We start from the raw sequence: 17,854 nt of genomic DNA, 5'->3' as shown, positions 1-17,854 counted from the left end.
TATGCGTGAACTCTTATTTTCAGCCGAACGCTCCTTCCGGAAACAGCCCGCCTTCCTGCAACACGATCAAGCTCCGCAGCTCCTCATCGCTCATTTCCGTCAGCCATTGCTCGCCAGAGCCAACCACCTGCTCGGACAGCGACTTTTTCCGCTCGATTAATTCGTCGATCCGCTCCTCCAGCGTTCCTTGGCAAATCAGCTTATGCACCTCAACGTTCTTCTGCTGTCCGATCCGGAACACCCGGTCCGTCGCCTGGTTCTCCACGGCCGGGTTCCACCACCGGTCATAGTGGACGACGTGGTTAGCCCGAGTCAGGTTGAGACCGACCCCACCCGCCTTCAGCGATAACACGAAGATCGGTGAGCCCTCGCCGTCCTGAAATGCCCGCACCATGGTATCCCTGTCCGCCTTCGGCACTCCGCCGTGAAGAAAAAACGGCCGGACGCCGTACCGCTCTGCAAGCCGCTCCTTCAGCAGCTCGCCCATCCGCACGTATTGGGTGAAAATCAACGCGGCTTCCCCACTGTCCATAATCAGATCGAGTAATTCGCCGAGCCGCTCCATCTTGCCCGAGCGCCCGAAAGCGACCGACTCCGATGTCCGGACTCCTTGAACCAGCTCGGGATGATCGCAGATTTGCTTCAGCCGCGTCAAGGAAGATAGCACCAAACCCTTGCGGGCAATGCCGTTATGGTTGCCGATCCGACCAAGCAGCTCCGCCGTCACCGTTTGGTATAAGCGGGCTTGTTCGACGGTTAGCGAGCAGTAGGATTTCAGCTCGATTTTCTCCGGCAGGTCCTTGCGGATGTCCGGATCGCTCTTGAGACGGCGCAGCAAGAACGGGGCGACCAGCTTCCGCAGCTTCTGCAGCTCAGCCGTTTGCTGCTCTCCCCCGGCTCCGGTATAACGTGTCCGAAACGAAGCGTGCGTGCCCAGGTACCCGGGATTGAGAAACTGAAAGATCGACCATAGCTCACTCAGCCGGTTTTCGACAGGGGTGCCCGTCATGGCGATCCGATGCGGCGCACTGAGCTTCATCACGCTTTGCGCCTGCTTGGTGCCATAATTTTTGATATATTGGGCTTCGTCCAGCACGACCGTCGTCCAATCCGCCGACCGGAGTTCCTTGGCATCTCGACCAGCCAACTGATACGTTGTCAGGATGACGTCGCATGCCTGGTACTCCTGCAGAAAGCGCTCGTCGCGGTAGCGGTCGCTCCCATGATGCACGTACAGGCGCAGCCCCGGAGCAAAACGGGTGAACTCGCGCTGCCAGTTGCCCAGCAGAGAGGTTGGGCAAATGATCAGGCTTTTCCCCCTCGTCTGCGAGGCGTCATCCAACAGCACGGAGATGACCTGGACCGTTTTTCCCAAGCCCATATCGTCGGCCAGCAAGGCGCCGAACCCGAGCTCGCGCATTGTGGTCAGCCACTGGTATCCCCTCTCTTGATAGGGCCGCAGCGTCCCGTTCAACCCGGGGGGCACAGGCCGCGGCCGAGGTTGACGGACCGCAGCACCGGTCATCAACAGGGATAACATCCCGGTGGTTTCGATCCCGGCGATATCTACGCCTTCCAGTTGGATATCCTCCTCACCGGAAGCTAAATGCATCAATTCCCGGAAGGTCAGGGTTCCATTCTCATGGCGCTTCATAAACTTGAGCACCTGACGAATTTCCTTCACATCTACTTCAATCCATTCGCCGCGAAAAAAAACGAGTGGCAGCTTCGCCGACGCCAACTCGGCCAGTTCTTCCCGGGTCAGTTCGCGGTCGCCAAGCAGCGCCTCCGCTTCAAAAGCGACCAGTTGGTCCACGCCCAGCTTCGACATTCCCGCCGTCCCGCTATCCGGCAATCCACCCGCAAAACCCTGGGTTTTGATACGAATGCTGGCGGGACGACGCCCCTCTCGGGTCCAGCGGCTTGGCATTTGCACGGTTACTCCGTGCTTTCGCAGCGCCGGTACCGACTTGCTTAAGAACGCAAACACTTCTTCCGGTTCCAGGATGAGTTCCTGCGGACGCGGGGCCTCCAGGGCAGCGGCGACTTCCCGGGATACGTCAGCCCCCTTGTTCAACCGCAGCAGGAAATTCTCCTGCACATTCCGGTACAGGAGACCGTGAATTTCCATGTCCGGCTCGGGGTAACTCCAGATAAGTCCAGCCGGCAGCAGCACGCGGGTGTCCTCGGCTCCTTCAGCCCAAAGGCTAAGCCGCCAGGTCGAAGTCGCTGCCGCAGCTCGATCCTCCTCCGTCGTTTCGCCGCCCCCTTGGTAAGGCTCCACGCGAAGACATAAGCGCAAGCTTCCGGTCGCCAGACCGTCGGCCTCGGGTTCCTCGGCCCGGGGACGTCCGCCTCCGGCAGCGGCAACGTCCGCACTCAGCTGCTCTAGCTCCGCCGCACTCCCTTGAATATCTGCGGGTTGCCCACCGGTTAGTAGGCCGTTCCACCACAGCTCGGATAGTGGCGAGGAACCCCGGTGATAGTCCGCCCGGCTGGGATTCAGCTTCCGCCCTAAATCCTGAACCGCCCCGCGCGTTTCGTGATCGATCATTGCGGTTAAAAACGAGTGCAGAACCGCCATCTGCCGGTCCTCTAGCGATCCCTCGTCTTCGGAGGATGCCCCGGCCCCCGTTTGAACCGCGGCTAAGCAAATCGGCGGCATCGCACCGGCAAGTCGCTGAAACCGGGCCGCATCCTCCGGCTCTGTCAGCGATGGCCCCCAGGCTGCCCGCATTTGCCCCTGCGCCCCGCGCCGCCGTCCGGTGGCAGCCACCGGGCGTATGTTCGGCGCGATCCGGCCGCGCAGCAGCAGTTCCAAGGCAAACCGGGCTGCTTTGCTCCAATAGCCCATTTCTGCTCCCGGTTTAATCCCTTGCTCCTCCCAGACCGATTCGTCCCATTGCAGCAGCAGGCGCCACGCCTCGGGTACGGGCAAAGCCAATCCCTCCAGCGACCGTCCGACTAAACTCCGCCGTTCTCCGCTCTTATAGGACCTCCGCACGGAAGAGACTGGATACCTGACCTCCGCGAGTCGCAGTACGGCATGCTGAAAAGGGCGGACTCCCGGCTCCAGCTCCTTGCGCCGGAGCACTGCGGTCCATGCATCCACCTTCGACTCCGATACTTCTCCGGAGAAGCAAAACAATATGTCGCCCAACCATATTCCGTAAAGACGTTGATTCATGATGATCTCCCGTCGGTTATCCTGATTCCTACCAAAATTCATTACTAACATCTTATACGAAAAACGCCGCTTATAAAACCGTCTTCCCTCCCGCCTTCTCTACTTCGCCAGAAGTGCCCTGATCTTTAGAAGAACCAACCGTGAGGTACGATCCATCGCACAACTTTAGTGCCGGCCTATTGTATTCGGTTTTTCGTATCTAATACCGTGCTAATGTCAATAAATTCTGCAATGTATTCGAAATTTCATACAGATTGTCGTCTAATGTCCCTTTAATGGGCAAATAAGTATGAAATTTCATATGCATTCCGTTGAAATCTCCGAATTTGCCCCAATGTGTTCGGTTTTTCGCATACATTAGCGCCTTACGTCCCTTACGCCCTTTCGGCTATCGTCTTCCTTACCGACTTTCGCCCTTTCCGCCTCATCGCCTTCCCCACCGCCATACATCTTTTCCGCCTCATTGCCTTCCCTATCGCCTTACACCTTTTCCGCCTCATCGCCATTCGCCATATTGCCATATCGCCTCATTCTTCGGGACCCTCCGACATTCAGGCAACTAGCGGTAATTCTTCTTGCGATAAAAAAGCCGCCGAAAGGCTTTCGCCTCCGGCAGCTTTCCCGACTCAACGAGCCGGATCTTGGGCTTTCGTTATTTGACCGCGATAACCTCGATTTCAACCAGGCCGTCCTTTGGCAGGCGCGCTACTTCAACAGCGCTGCGTGCAGGAAATGGCTCGGCAAAAAACGAGCCGTACACTTCGTTCACCTTCGCAAAATCATTCATGTCCTTCAGAAATACGGTCGTCTTGATGACCTTGTCCAATCCGCTCCCAGCAGCAGCCAGCACGGCCTGTACGTTCCGCAACGATTGTGCGGCCTGCGCTTCGACCCCTTCCGCGAGCTGACCGGTTTCCGGTACCAGCCCCAACTGACCGGAAGTAACGATCAGATCACCCAGCTGAATCCCTTGCGAATACGGGCCAATCGCACCCGGCGCGGACGTCGTGGAAATTACATGTTTCTCCATAACCTGTCATCCCATCCTTTCTACACCCATTTTAACGATAACCGGTCCCTTACGGCAACCCAGACAACTAACTTACCTCGCCGTTATGTTCCCGGGCTGGTTTTAACGGTAAATAGAAAGAAAACGCGCTGCCCTGGCCTTCCTTGCTGGTCATGCAAATGTGACCGCCCAGCAGTCGGGCCAGGTTACTGCTGATCGAAAGGCCCAATCCGGTCCCCCCGTATCGCCGGCTAATCGAACCGTCCGCCTGCTGAAACGCCTCGAAGACAGCCAACTGCTTGTCCTCGGCTACACCGATGCCCGTGTCCGATACGGTGAAGACGATCCATTCCGTTTCAGACGTATCGTCCGCCGGCGCTTTGCGGATATCCAGTTCCACCTGCCCCTTATGCGTGAACTTAAATGCGTTGGACAGCAAGTTTCGCAGGATTTGTATGATCCGCTGCGGATCGGAGATGATTGAATCGGGTAAGCCCGCTTCCTGCGTAATCTTGAATTCGATATTCTTCTGGGCGGCAACCCGCTCGAATTGTGCCTGCATCCAGACGGGAAGCTCGGCCAACACTACTTCTTCGGCCGTAATCTCCAGCCGCCCCGCCTCGACCTTGGACAAATCCAGAATGTCGTTGATAATCTGCAGCAGCTCATGTCCAGATTTATGAATAATGCGGCCGTATTCCGAGATCTCCTCTCCGGCCTCGTCCGATTCTCCGATCATTTCCGCCAGATTGATGATGCTGTTTAGCGGCGTACGCAGTTCATGTGACATCGTCGCCAGAAACTCCGATTTGTAACGGGAAGCTTGAGCTAGTTGCTTGGCCCGATCCTCCAGCCCGATCTTGGCCTTGTGCAGCTCATCCGTCTGTTTGCGAAGCAGCTCGTTGGCGTACTTCAGCTCCAGATTTTGCCTCGCTCCAAGTTGGAAATCGCGAAGAATCAAGGCAAACAGCAGGCTGAGTACGATGCTCATCGGCAGCGCAACCGGCATGACTTCAAACAAATAACGCTGCGCCGGCATGACACCGAATAAGGTGATGTTTAGACTATTCACCAAATTCACGACCAGAATCGTGACCATGCCTTTAACAACAAAGCGATGATGGGTGCGTCGCATCCAAATGTTTAAGCCGGCACAAACAAAGCCCAGGAGCGTTAGGTTCAGCAAGCCTACCATCGCCGCTTCGCTGTAGCCTAACGTCAACCGGGCCAAACCGATGCCGATCCCGATCAAGACCATTGTCAGCGGACTCGAATACACAAAAGCCGCAATAATCAGCGGTACCACGCGTAAATCATACAAAACGTCGTCCGCAAACCGGAAACCAAACTTCATGCAGATCCAGCCCGCTAAAATCATTAATAGAACGGACAGCACGTAAAGGGTGTTCTGCGACATTTTTCTCAAACCGTATTTATATAGGATATTGGCCAAATATGCCACTGTGATCAACAAACACAGATTCAACACAAAGGTATTACCGATCCCCATATCCCCACTCCTGTTGCCGAATCGGCTAGCTACTGAAGATCAGCCGGATTCTTTACTTTGGTTGTCCCGCCGATAATACTGCACGAACAATTCGGCGAAATACGGATCCCATTGGGTTCCGCGGCCTTGCTCCAGAATCTCGATGGCTTGGTCTCGCTCCAACCCCTTACGGTAAGGCCGGTCGGAGGTCATGGCATCAAAGGCGTCAGCCACGGCGATAATCCGTCCGAACAGCGAGATCTCTTCCCCGGCCAATCCATCCGGATAACCTCCTCCATCGTAACGTTCATGATGCGACCGGACCCCAGGCAAATAGGGAGCCATTGCATCCGCAGGCTCCACCTGCTTCAAAATCGCCTCTCCGAGCACAGGGTGCTGCTTCACCTGCTCCCATTCCTCTTCGGTCAAACGGCCTTCCTTCAACAAAACGGCATCGCGAATGCCGATCTTGCCGATATCATGGAGCAGTGCCGACTTACGCAATTCATCGATACGCTCCTCGGACAAATGGGCCAGTTGGCCGATTTTGACGGCGTATTCCGCAACTCGCAGGGAATGGCCGGCCGTATATGGATCGCGGGCATCCAGCGCTGCCGCCAGAGTAGCGAAATAGCTATCCACCAACTGGCTGTTCAGGGCCGCCTGGGTTTGCAACCCCCGCAACATATGATTAAATCCCGAGACCAGCCTCGAGAACTCGTCGGAAAACAAGTCGCTTGCTCCCGTTCGGATGTGGCCGGACTTCACTTCGGCCATCCGTTCGTATAAATGTTGAATAGGCAGCATAATTTCACGCGCCAGCAGCCGAGAGCCGATCAACGCAAAGACGATGCTCACGGCCAAAATATACCCGGCCCATTGCCAATAGGTATAGGCCCCATGGCCATAGTCCTCGAGTCGAAATTGCATCGATAAGCTGTACAGCAGCAAAGGAGCCATGCTCATCAAGAAAAAGCTCCATTTTAACTTTCGAGATACAGGGACGATAACCCTTCCATGAAGGGATAATTCCTTACCAAACATCTTGCGACTCCAGGCGATGAGTTCCTCCAGTACCGGTCGGATCGCATAGGAAGTTAAATAGTATTCAACCAAAGCGTGCATGCCGCTGACCAGCATACCGCCCAGGGCGGCAAGCAGCACATAATAAGGCGGAATAGACAAGCGGCCGGCATGGATCAATCCCAACGTTAAACCTGCACCGGGGACGACCAGACCAAATAAATGCGGACCGAGAATTCGCTTGACGGCAAGCGAAGGCAATCGGTGTGTGCGTATGTATACATTTTGAAGCGTTTGGTAGCTGCCGACTTCCTCCATGAATACAATATGGATCGGCTTGATCTGCCGGGTAAATACGAACCATTCCAGCCCCAGCATGCAGCAGAGCGACAGGCCCAAGATGCAGATCAGCCACGCATATTCCGATGGGGATATATCCAAGGGCGCAGCGGCGATCAGACTCGCGATCGCGATGAGCGCCAGCAAGGAGCCGGCTGCGTAATTAAGTAAGAGGCGCGAAATAAACGTCCTGTACACCGTCAAAGAGGATGCCTTCTTTCCGTTTCGCGATATTTTCGGGCATGCCCGCTTCTATCTATATCGGCAGCAATCATGACTATTTTCATAAGTCGATTGGAACTTTTTGTGTATAAGCCCTCATTCCGGATGGTCCGATGGCCGCTCGCATGAAAAACTTGCCGATATTTAGTCTTTAAGAACTAGGCACTCAGACCGATTAAGGATTAGAGGCAACCTGTTCTTTTCGCCTTCTTATCAGCGCCATCTTAAAAAAATAAATATTTTAAAAATTAGGTAATCGCTTTCAATTGTTGGATCCCTTACGGGGCGCCGTCTCCGCCGATTTGGGAAGTTGTTTTATGTCACACCTCATGTGATTTATTTCACATTAACACCTATTTTAATATGCTAAAATTCCATCGAACAAAGGTTTTGGGACTCCCGGATCCCCCATAAAATCGGCCTTTTTTACCGCCCCGACACTGATTTCCGTTATTAAAATGTCTTCACATTTTAATATATATATTTCATTCACTGGAGGTCTCTATCATGAAGAAAGCTTCAATCATCCTTAGCAGTGCCCTGCTGCTCGGTGTATTGGCCGGCTGCGGGTCGAACAATGACGCGAACAACGCGAATACGGCAGAACCGGCAAACAACGCGGCGGCGACTAACGAAACAAACGCGGGAAGCAACAATGCGGCTGCAGAGCAAGGCAAGTATCAAGACGGCGTATACTTTGCCAAAGGTGAAGTGGATGCGGAATCCGGCTGGCAATCCTACGTTACCCTGACGGTATCCGGCGGCAAGATCACGGAAGCCAAATGGAACGGGTTGAGCGAGAAAGCTCCTGTCGATAAAGTGACTTACTCCAAAGAAGGCAAATACGGAATGAAAGCTGGCGGCGCTTCTTCGGAATGGCATGAGCAAGCCGAGAAAGTCGAGCAATTCCTGATGGAGAAACAAGATCCTAAAGCAGTCACTTTGAACGATGAAGGCAAAACCGACGCAATTTCCGGTGTTTCCGTCCATGTAAGTGAATTCTTTAACTTGGCGGATCAAGCGTTGGCTGCCGGTCCAGTTGAAGCTGGTCCTTACAAAGACGGTACCTACCATGCGGAAGGAGCCGCTTTCGACGAACATTCCGGCTGGAAAGATACCGTTGATGTCGTTGTTGCCGCAGGTAAGATCGTTAAAGTCAACTTCAGTGGCGTAAACGACAAAGGGGAAGACAAGAAGCAATACTCGATCGACGGCAAATATGGCATGAAAGCCGGCGGCGCGCAAGCCGAATGGCATGAAGAAGCGGCTAAAGCCGAAGCTTATTTGGTTGAAAAACAAGATCCGGCATCCGTCACATTTAACGCAGAAGGCAAAACCGATGCTATCGCCGGCGCTTCGATCACGCTGCAACCTTTCTTCGAACTCGTTACCAAGGCACTTGAATCCGCGAAATAATCGCATATTACCACCCACCCTAAAATGAGAAGGTGAATCTCTTGAAGAAAATCGTAGTTTTGGGCGGCGGTTATGGCGGTGTTGTTACTTCCAAGCATCTGGCCAAACTGTTCAAAAAAGAAAAAGACGTGGAGATCCAGCTGATTGACCGGAACCCCTATCACACGTTGCTGACCGAACTGCATGAAGTCGCAGCGAACCGGGCACCCGAAGATTCGGTCAAAATTGAACTGAAGAAGATTTTTGCCGGGCAAAAAGTCGACGTAGTTCTGGATTCTATCGATGCCATTGATTTTAGCGCCAAAGAACTTCGTTCCGAGCTAAATACCTATAAATACGATTACCTCGTTATCGGTACCGGTTGTAAACCGACCTTCTTCGGGATCCCGGGCGCTGAAGAACATGCGTTAACCCTGTGGTCCTATGAAGACGCCGTGCGTCTGAAAGAGCAAGTACGCAACAAGTTTAGCGAAGCAGCCAAGGTTCGCAATGCAGCCAAACGCCGCAAAATGCTGTCCTTCGTCGTGGTAGGTGCCGGCTTCACCGGCGTGGAATTGGTTGGCGAATTGGCCGAATTCCGTGACGAGCTCTGCAAAGAGTTTTTTATTGATCCGAGCGAGGTGCGTCTGGTCGTCGCCGATATGGCTCCGAAAATCCTGCCGATTTTGCCGGACAAATTGATCCAAAAAGCTGCGAAACGACTGCACAAGATGAACGTAGAAATCATTACGAGCGCCAAGATCACCGGCGTTACGCCAACCAGCGTACAGCTTGGCGAAGGCCAAGAACTGGAAGCTGATACGATCGTTTGGACGGCTGGGGTCGAAGGCTCCGAGCTCGTCGGCAAGCTCGATGTGAAACAGGAAGGCCGCAAACGGATCGTGACCAACGATAAGCTGCAAAGCATCGATCACGAGAACGTTTATATCGTCGGCGACAACATCTTCTTCATTCCGGAAGGCGAAACCCGTCCGGTACCGCAGATGGTTGAAAACGCCGAGCAAGCCGGTCCTCTTATCGCACATAACATTCATGCGGACATTCACGGCAAACCGAAGAAGTCTTATAAACCGGGCTTCCACGGAACCATGGTATGTATCGGCAGCCGCTACGGCGTAGCGAATGTCGGCCTGCCGAATAAAATGTTTATGCTCAGCGGCTTCATGGCGATGTTCAGCAAGCACTTGATCAATATGTACTATCTTTTCACCGTGGCTGGTTTTGCCAAAGTATGGACTTATATGATGCATGAATTCTTCCATGTGAACAATCGCAGAAGCTTTGTTGGCGGTCACTTTGCGAAGCGTTCGCCCAACTTCTGGCTCTTGCCGCTGCGGATCTTCGTTGGCTACAAATGGCTGGAGGAAGGCATCGACAAGCTTCCGAAAGTGTGGAAAGATCCTTCGAACATCTTCCTGATCCCGGCTTCGCCAAATGCTGACGTCATCTCGGCGGCCAGTGAAGCAGCCGGTGAAGTAACCAAAACCGTAGATGCCCAAACCGCAGCTTCGGCTGTAGAAAGCGCCTCGACGGCAGTTACCGCCTTACCGGTGCCAGGATTTATCAAATCGATCGTTGGCTGGTTTATGGATGTGTTCTTCTACACTTCAGACGGCGGTTACACCGCTCTGGCCACCGTATTCCAATTCTTCATGGTCTTTGCGGAGATCGCGCTTGGCGTCATGATTATCGTGGGTCTGTTCACCGCAATCGCTTCGGCAGCCACTGTCGCGCTCGGCGTCATGATCTGGTCCTCCAGCATGGCTTCGACGGAAATGCTGTGGTACATGACCGCAGGCGTCGCTTTGATCGGTGGATCGGGCAGCGCGTTTGGCTTGGATTACTACGTACTCCCTTGGCTCAAGAAACAATGGAAACGAATCCCGCTCGTGCGAAGATGGTATCTCTACACGGAATAATGACAGCTCTTTATAAAACCTTGAACCGGAGTAATGAGCGCTTGGCGCCCATTACTCCCCTTTTTCTCCTTTGCCGAAATCGGTGTCAGGGTCCCTGCAAGCCTACCTGCTTTTAGGTGCAAGTTCAAAAAGTCAGGTTTTGAGTTCTTGCTTCGTGGTTGAAAGATGACTTTTTTGAACTACCTCTTTAAGGAGTGTGTGTCTTTATGAATCATCCTAAGCTCATCCAAGACGCTTATCGCTTATTGCAGGGCGAAATCTCGCCCGAGGCCGGCATAAAGTTAGATTTACCCCATGAAGAAGTAACCCCACTAGCCGTTCTACTGGAGCAATACGACATGACGCCGGTACGCCAGTGCCAGCTGTTATCCATTTACATCGCAATCAAGCTCGCTCTTCAACGCCACAGCGAATGCAGCTCCCTCGCCCCTGGTGAAACGCTGACCCGCAAGGTGTTGGACGGCGACTATCTATACAGTTTTTACGTCGAGCTTTGCCTCAAGTGGGAAGAATACGACCTGCTGACGCATCTTGCTCCTATTATCAAGCAAATGCAAATCAAACGCGTCGAGGGACGCCCCGAGGACGAGCGCTTGATCAAGGCCTTGGAACTATTTCTACAGCTAGAGAACAACCGCAGCACCGCCACAAAGGCAATGTGAGACGCAAAATTGCCATCTGTCGTCTTCGCACAGCAACCGCCGCTACGGATCTGGAACGCAGACCGCTAATCCATGCCAGGAGGGATCGCCATGAAGCTTGAGGAATCGCTGAACATCTCTTTGAATACGGTCGATCGGGAAATCGAAAACATGGTGAAATACGACCGTGACGTCCCCCGTTCCTCCCAGCTTGCCAAAAGCATCGTGGAGCTGATCCGTTCAGGCGGTAAGCGGGTTCGCCCCCTGATGGTCATCGTCGGCAGCCGGTTTGGTCCGAGTCCCGATCCCAAGAAGGTATGGCGGCTCGCTGCCGCTGCAGAGTTTATTCACGCCGCTTCTCTGATCCATGATGACATCATTGACGATTCGACGCTGCGCCGCGGACAGAAAGCGATGCATATCAAGCTGGGCGTCAGTAGCGCCCTGCATGTCGGCAATTATATGTCCGCCAGAGTCATCGAGCTGATCTCCGTCTATTCCGCGGAACGGGAGAAATTCGTTTACGACCTCTCCTCCCTGGCTACGACGAAGCTTTGTTTAGGCGAATACCAGCAACTCTCCCATCTGTTTGATTACGACGTGACGATTCCGGAATACTTGGAGAAGTCCAAGAACAAAACCGCTCAACTCATGGCGACCTGCCTGCAGATCGGCGCGAAGGCCGCCGGCGCGAACGCAGAGACTGCTCAGTTGCTGTATACCTTCGGCGAAAAGCTTGGCATGTCTTTCCAAATCCGCGACGATGTGCTCGACTTTACCCAATCTTCCGAGAAGCTGGGCAAGCCGGCCGGCAGCGACCTGCGCAGTGGTCAGGTGACGCTTCCCGTCCTGTACGCCCTTCAGAACAAGGCGCTGGCGCCATCGATCCGGGCGATTACGGCAGACAGCCCCTCTGCGGAAGTGGATGCCGTTGTAGCGGCGATCCAGGCGAGCGGCGCACTGGAGCAAACCGAGAAGCTGAGCCGCCGGTACCTTGGTGAAGCACAGGACATCATTGATCAGTTGAGTCCGTATCCGGCGCACCGGGATCTGCAAGCGCTTCTGGATTATTTTGGCGGACGGGAGAAGTAATTCATACGATAAAGCGCGAATCTCAGGGATGAATGTCCTTGAGGTTCGCGCCTTTTTTTGCGTTATAAACAATTTCCTTGATTTTCCGATATATGGGCTAGAGTGATTTCGAATAGGGGGTTGCGTTCATATGCGAATCACACCTATGAGTCAAAACCAGAAGAATTCCAATGCGCTGCATCAAGTTGTTTCCATGCTGAATGAACGTGCGCAGCAGAAAGATTGCGGAGTCGAGCAAGAGCTTCTCACCCAGAAACTAGCATTGGCCGAGACGACGAAGAGCGATCAGCAACAAAGCAACCCAACAGGGGTAACGATAAGTGTCGGTGCCTCAAATTTAAACCGGGCGATATCCACCTACGATAACTTATTGAACGGGTTGGAGCCGGTGGAGAAATATATCGCTGTACTGGATAAGCGAGAACAGGCCTTACAAGATGCCCGGGACAACCCACAAACGAGTGCGGAAGAACTGGCAACGCTTGAGCAAAGCGTAAGTCTGGTCAAATCCCGCATCCAGGATCAGGTTAACCTGATGACCGACTTTTATGGCAAATTCTATATTGGCGTGAGTCGGCTGAATCAGCAGGCTCCCCTGCTGCCGCCGGGACATAACTCCCTATCGGCCCAAGATTTGGGATGGAGTAATTTAACGGGGAAAAGCGCTGCCGAGATCGGAGATCTGTACCGCCGCACCGTGACGGAACTGTCCGATTATCAAGCGCAGCTCGAACAAACAGCCGGGATCATCTCGAAACCCCGCAACAACACAGTGGATCGCAACTCACAAGAATGGCAGGCTGAAATCGAGGAACTGGACCGTTCCCTCCGGCCCTTTAAAGTCATCGAAAAGATGGAAGTCGACTACTCCCAGCATATTAATATCCGAATCTAAGTTAACCCCCCACGTCTGTCGCTAGGCGCGGGGGGTTTTTAGCTTAGCTATTTCAACAGAAAGTAATCGGCGAGCGCAAAGAACAAAATCACCATGCTGATTACCTGGTTTAAATTGTATGAGGCCACGTTCATGCGTTTTCGGTTCGACGGTTTGATGATTTTGTGCTCCGTCATCAACAGCAGGATGGCCAAGATGATTCCCGTGATATACAGCCCCCCCAGGTGGCGTATGGGGATTAAAGCAATCAGCAGCAGAACCATGATGAAATGCAACCCTGCAGCGATACGCAAGCCGTTCCTCAACCCAAAGGCGCTGGGAATGGACCAAAGGCGGTGACTACGGTCAAAATCGATATCCTGAGAGCCGTAGATAATATCAAACCCGGCGATCCACAACATGACGATCGTGCCGAGAATAAACGGCGTAAACGCAAACTGGCCGGTGACGGCGAACCAGGCGCCGATCGGAGCCGAAGCGATCGTAAACCCAAGGTACAGATGACTGAGATACGTAAACCGCTTCGTATAGGAGTAAGACGAGATGAGGAAGATAGCGACCGGCGACAGGATCAGGCACAGGATGTTCAACATCCCCGCGGCAAAAATAAAGATCGCATAGTTGATGACAACAAACACCAGCACCTCCTTCGACTCCAGCAGCTTCCGCGGCAGATGGCGATGCGCCGTGCGCGGGTTTTGCGCGTCAAAGACGCGGTCGACCACGCGGTTAAAGGCGTTTGCCCCGTTTCGGGCCCCGATCAGGGCGATCAGCCCCCACAGCATCACGCGCCATGACGGGAACCCTTCCGCGGCCCAAATCATCGAGATGATAGCGAAGGGCAGCGAAAACAATGTATGCGAAAACATCACCAATTCGCTGTACAACCGGATTTTGGTGCCGATTTTACGGGCTACTTCCATGGGATGGTCACTCTCCTTTAAAGCATTCTGAATTAAGCCCCAACACTACAGCGCCCAGCCCCTTCGAGCCATCCCTACTAGCCGCCAGATAAATAGCGGTAAAATGTACCGCTATTTATTGGAAAACTGCCGGTATGACCGAAATAGCGGTATTTTCTACCCTTATATCGCGTCTAAAGTCGGGTTATTCCGGCTTAGTCGGTAAATAAGGGTACTTTATACCGCTATTCGGGCGACCAGAGGTTGGGAGCGGCGAAATAACGGTATTATTTACCGTTATTTCGCCGGCCGGGGCGTTGGCGGGGCCGGGGCGTGGGGGCCGTTACGCCAGCTCCGCCAGTACGGCTTCGAGCGCATCCAGCATGCCGCGCACGTCGTCCTCGGCGATGACCAGCGGCGGTTGGAAGGCTAGAACGTTGCGGTTTACGCCGTTCTTGCCGATGATATAACCGCGGTCCAGCATCCCCTCCAGCACGTCGTCGACGAGCTGCGCGCCGCGTTCGGGCTCCTCGGCGCAGAGCTCCGCGCCGAGCATCAGCCCCGCGCCGCGCACTTCGGAGACGTGCTGCGGGAACCGCGCGGCGAGGCGCGTCAGGCCGCCGCGCAGCAGCTCGCCGAGGCGCTCTGCCCGCTCGGGCAGGCGATGCGCCTCGATGTAGTCCAGGACCGCGAGCGCGGTCACGGACGAGACGGGATTGCCGCCGAACGTGGAGGCGGATGGCCGGTTCAGGCTGGCTGCGATCTCGTCGGTGGTGGCGAAGCCCGCCACCGGGATGCCGCTGCCGAGCGCTTTGGCCATCGTCAGGATGTCCGGCGTGACACCGTACCGGTCCATGGCGAACATCCGGCCCGTCCGGCCAAACCCGGTCTGAATCTCATCGGCGATCAGCAGCACGCCGTGCTGCTCCAGCAGCCGTTTCACTTCAGCGAAATACCAGTCCGCCGGCGCAATGATACCGGCGTTGCCCTGGATCGGCTCGGCGATCATTGCGGCGATGGTATCGCCCTTATCCGCCAGTGCCGCCTCCAGCGCCGCGAGGGAGCGGCGTGCCGCTTCATCGGCGCTAAGCCCCCGCTCGTACGGCCGGGGGATAAACGTGACGTCCGTGTCCTGCGCCAGCTGTGGATCGGTCCGCCACATCTGGAGACCGGTCACGCTCATCGTCAGGTACGTCCGGCCGTGCAGCCCCTGCTCCAGCGCCAGGAATCCCCGCCGCCCCGTATGCATGCGGGCCAGCAGCAGGGCGCCTTCATTCGCCTCCGAGCCGCTGTTGACGAAGAACGTCCGGCGCAGATTCCCCGGCAGCACATCGGCTAGCCGCTCCGCCAAATCCACGTTGGGCTGCGTCAAATAGATCGTGCAGGTATGCTGCAGCATCCGCAGCTGCTCGGCTGTCCGTTCGGCGATTTCCGGGTTGCAGTGGCCGCTGGCCACAACGGATACGCCGGCAAAAAAGTCCGTATACCGCTTGCCGTCATGCCCGTACAAATACTGCATTTCTCCCTTCACCAGCTGCGGTGGGTTCCGATAAAAGTGGCTGGTGCATGGATAGAAATATTGCTCCCGCTTCTTCAACACTTGTTCCGGTCCAATATAGCTCTGCATATCCCTTCGCTTCCTTTCCCCCGTTAGGCTCGGCTTACTGCTGCTTCCGCCTCGTTAGCCGAAGCCTCTTCTCCGGCGCCTGCTGCCCCACTGGCGCTGCCGCCGTCAAATTGCAGCACGCCCAGCGTATAGCCGGCATAAACCGGCGTCATTCGACCAAATTGATCCCTAGCAGCATCCGGATTAGCCAGCGCCGCCTTGTAAGAACGCACGATCTCGGCCAACTGCTCTGGCTTGTAGGTTGCGCCTTCGATGCGGAAGACCGACAAGCCTGCCTCAAGCAGCTCTTTCAGGACCGGCATCAAGCAGAGTTCCTTAGCCATCATTAAATGATTGCGGCCATGGACGTCCCGGTAGACCGGGTTTTCGCCTTTATCTGTCTTCAGCACAAGGATACTGTTATCGACATAGTGGTTATCTTCCTCCGCAATGGCTTGGTACACTTCGGCGTTCTCGTACAAGTCATGCTCCATATACATGATCGCAGGCGAACCGTGTACGATGGCCTCCAGCGGTCCTGGCGCATGTGCCAGCAGCCCCGCCAGATCCTTCAGCGGCAGCTCCATCGATGCCGTCAACCGACCAACGCCAAGCCCACGGTAAAAATCGGCCGACAGACGATTGTACACATTCAGATTGAAATCGCCCACCAGTGGGTAACCTTTGCCGACAAACTTGCGAATGGCGCCCAGATTAGTTACCATCAGGCCGTCGATCGGCAACCGCTCTCCAAACAGCAATCCTTCATAGAGATCGAAATGCTGCTCCGTCATCATCCGCGGCAAGCCAAGGTACAGCTTGGCATTCCCCTTCAACGCCGCCAGTTCCTTCACGTCTTCCTTCGTAAACGGCCGATCCGGCTCGAATACGTCACCGGACAGATAGAGATGATCGGCTCCTGCCTCCAGTGCGGCTTTGGCCTGTGCCATGTTATTCACATGCACGGATATGCCCGCAACAACTCCATTCTGCCGTCCTGCCCCCTTCTTCTCTTGAGCAACGGCTACGAGCGCCTCACGGATAGCCTCAACGCGCTTCTCGCCAAGCTCACGCTCCTCTGTCGGCGTGCTGAACACCTTGCCCGTGCTGTAGAACTTGCCCGTCCCTTCATATCGCCGGTTGATGTTGGACAACCCCGGACGGCCAAACGCGTACCCTGTAGAGAAATCACGCTTGCGGTTTTCGTGCAGCAGCTTCGTGTCCCGGCTGCGATCAAAGCCAACCGGATCGTTGATGTAGCGATCGATCGCGTCCCCATACGCCTTCACGAGCATGATGACGAATGCCGCGTCACGCATGCGTCCTTCGATCTTGAAGGAGGTAATCCCACCGTGGATGAGCTCCGGAATGTGCTCGTACATGAACATGTCTTTGACGGCCAGCGGGTATTCCGCCGGATAGACGTTGCCGTCTTTTTTCACACGATAATCCCAACGGCACGGCTTCAGGCATTTGCCCCGGTTGCTGCTCATGCCGAACACCATCGAGCTAAAATAGCAGTTCGCCCCATGCACCGAGCACATATCCCCATGCACGAAGTACTCTAACTCCATACCGGTCGCCTGTTGCAGATAGCGGGTAGTCATCAGATCCATCTCGCGCGACGTGACGACACGGGTCACTCCCATCTCCTGCAGGGCCCGAACCATTTCCACGTTGTGCACGTTCATCATGACGGAGGAATGGACCTTGATGTTTAGGCCCATTTCACGGACCAAGGACAAAACGGCGAAATCCTGTACGATAATCGCATCCGGACCCGCCGATTCCAAAAATCGCAAATACGCCTCCGCTTCCTCCAGCTCGCCTTCGTTCAGCAGATTGTTGACGGTGACGTACACTTTTTTGCCGAGGCCGTGCGCAATCTTGACCGCCTCCGTGATTTCCTCCAGGCTAAAATTGAAGCCTTTACGCATCAAGCGCATATTCAGGCTAGGCCCCCCGAAATAGACCGCGTCGCAGTTCTCTCCAATCACTTGTTTGAAAATTTCAAATGTTCCCGTGGGCGCAAGCAGCTCGACTTCTTTCCCATTAAAAAAACGTGCCACAGTCGTTTCCCCCTCACATGATTAAATGCCAACCTATCAACCTAT

At 54.7% G+C, this 17,854-nt stretch carries 12 protein-coding genes; 5 read left to right on the top strand and 7 right to left on the bottom strand.

Translation table 11 applies throughout. From position 1 onward, the window contains the following. Window positions 1-19: 19 nt before the first annotated feature. The 4 genes from MKZ15_RS03270 to MKZ15_RS03255 form a co-directional block, all read right to left on the bottom strand. Window positions 20-3,187 (bottom strand): DEAD/DEAH box helicase, encoded by a 3,168-nt coding sequence (locus tag MKZ15_RS03270; protein ID WP_339819812.1) that lies wholly within the window; start codon window positions 3,185-3,187, stop codon window positions 20-22. Between the two features lie 652 nt (window positions 3,188-3,839). Beyond that, window positions 3,840-4,217, bottom strand: coding sequence for a RidA family protein (locus MKZ15_RS03265; RefSeq protein ID WP_339819809.1), 378 nt, complete (start codon window positions 4,215-4,217; stop codon window positions 3,840-3,842). A gap of 67 nt (window positions 4,218-4,284) precedes the next feature. After that, window positions 4,285-5,706, bottom strand: coding sequence for an ATP-binding protein (locus MKZ15_RS03260; RefSeq protein WP_339819807.1), 1,422 nt, complete (start codon window positions 5,704-5,706; stop codon window positions 4,285-4,287). Between the two features lie 39 nt (window positions 5,707-5,745). Next, a complete protein-coding gene (locus MKZ15_RS03255) occupies window positions 5,746-7,245 on the bottom strand; it encodes an HD domain-containing phosphohydrolase (RefSeq protein ID WP_336244878.1) in 1,500 nt (499 codons plus the stop codon). A 531-nt stretch (window positions 7,246-7,776) separates the two neighbouring features. On the opposite strand from MKZ15_RS03255, the gene MKZ15_RS03250 reads away from it, so the two are divergent. The 5 genes from MKZ15_RS03250 to MKZ15_RS03230 all read left to right on the top strand — a co-directional run bounded on the left by MKZ15_RS03250 (window position 7,777) and on the right by MKZ15_RS03230 (window position 13,232). Continuing rightward, the gene (locus MKZ15_RS03250) at window positions 7,777-8,685 is read left to right on the top strand and encodes an FMN-binding protein (protein ID WP_339819804.1); all 909 of its coding nucleotides are present in this window, start codon (window positions 7,777-7,779) and stop codon (window positions 8,683-8,685) included. A gap of 41 nt (window positions 8,686-8,726) precedes the next feature. Beyond that, entirely contained in the window at window positions 8,727-10,604 is a 1,878-nt protein-coding gene (locus MKZ15_RS03245; protein ID WP_339819801.1) for an FAD-dependent oxidoreductase, read from the top strand. 206 nt (window positions 10,605-10,810) lie between these two features. Continuing rightward, window positions 10,811-11,266, top strand: a complete 456-nt coding sequence (locus MKZ15_RS03240) for a hypothetical protein (protein ID WP_155608247.1) — start codon at window positions 10,811-10,813, stop codon at window positions 11,264-11,266. A 90-nt stretch (window positions 11,267-11,356) separates the two neighbouring features. After that, window positions 11,357-12,337, top strand: coding sequence for a polyprenyl synthetase family protein (locus MKZ15_RS03235; RefSeq protein WP_339819799.1), 981 nt, complete (start codon window positions 11,357-11,359; stop codon window positions 12,335-12,337). A 130-nt stretch (window positions 12,338-12,467) separates the two neighbouring features. Next, window positions 12,468-13,232, top strand: a complete 765-nt coding sequence (locus MKZ15_RS03230) for a hypothetical protein (RefSeq protein ID WP_339819797.1) — start codon at window positions 12,468-12,470, stop codon at window positions 13,230-13,232. Window positions 13,233-13,279: 47 nt separating this feature from the next. Here MKZ15_RS03230 and MKZ15_RS03225 read toward each other — a convergent pair whose 3' ends face one another. From MKZ15_RS03225 to MKZ15_RS03215, 3 genes are all read right to left on the bottom strand, one after another. Continuing rightward, window positions 13,280-14,155, bottom strand: a complete 876-nt coding sequence (locus MKZ15_RS03225; RefSeq protein ID WP_213623620.1) for a UbiA-like polyprenyltransferase — start codon at window positions 14,153-14,155, stop codon at window positions 13,280-13,282. 322 nt (window positions 14,156-14,477) lie between these two features. Next, the gene (locus MKZ15_RS03220; RefSeq protein ID WP_213623621.1) at window positions 14,478-15,761 is read right to left on the bottom strand and encodes an aspartate aminotransferase family protein; all 1,284 of its coding nucleotides are present in this window, start codon (window positions 15,759-15,761) and stop codon (window positions 14,478-14,480) included. A 23-nt stretch (window positions 15,762-15,784) separates the two neighbouring features. Further along, window positions 15,785-17,809 (bottom strand): U32 family peptidase, encoded by a 2,025-nt coding sequence (locus tag MKZ15_RS03215; protein WP_339819794.1) that lies wholly within the window; start codon window positions 17,807-17,809, stop codon window positions 15,785-15,787. Window positions 17,810-17,854: the final 45 nt, after the last annotated feature.

The sequence above is a fragment of the Paenibacillus sp. FSL R7-0216 genome (genome assembly GCF_037969915.1).
GTDB classification, from domain to species: Bacteria; Bacillota; Bacilli; order Paenibacillales; family Paenibacillaceae; genus Fontibacillus; species Fontibacillus rhizolycopersici.
Note: the sequence above shows the minus strand (reverse complement) of the source record. Positions and strands in the feature narration are given on the sequence as shown.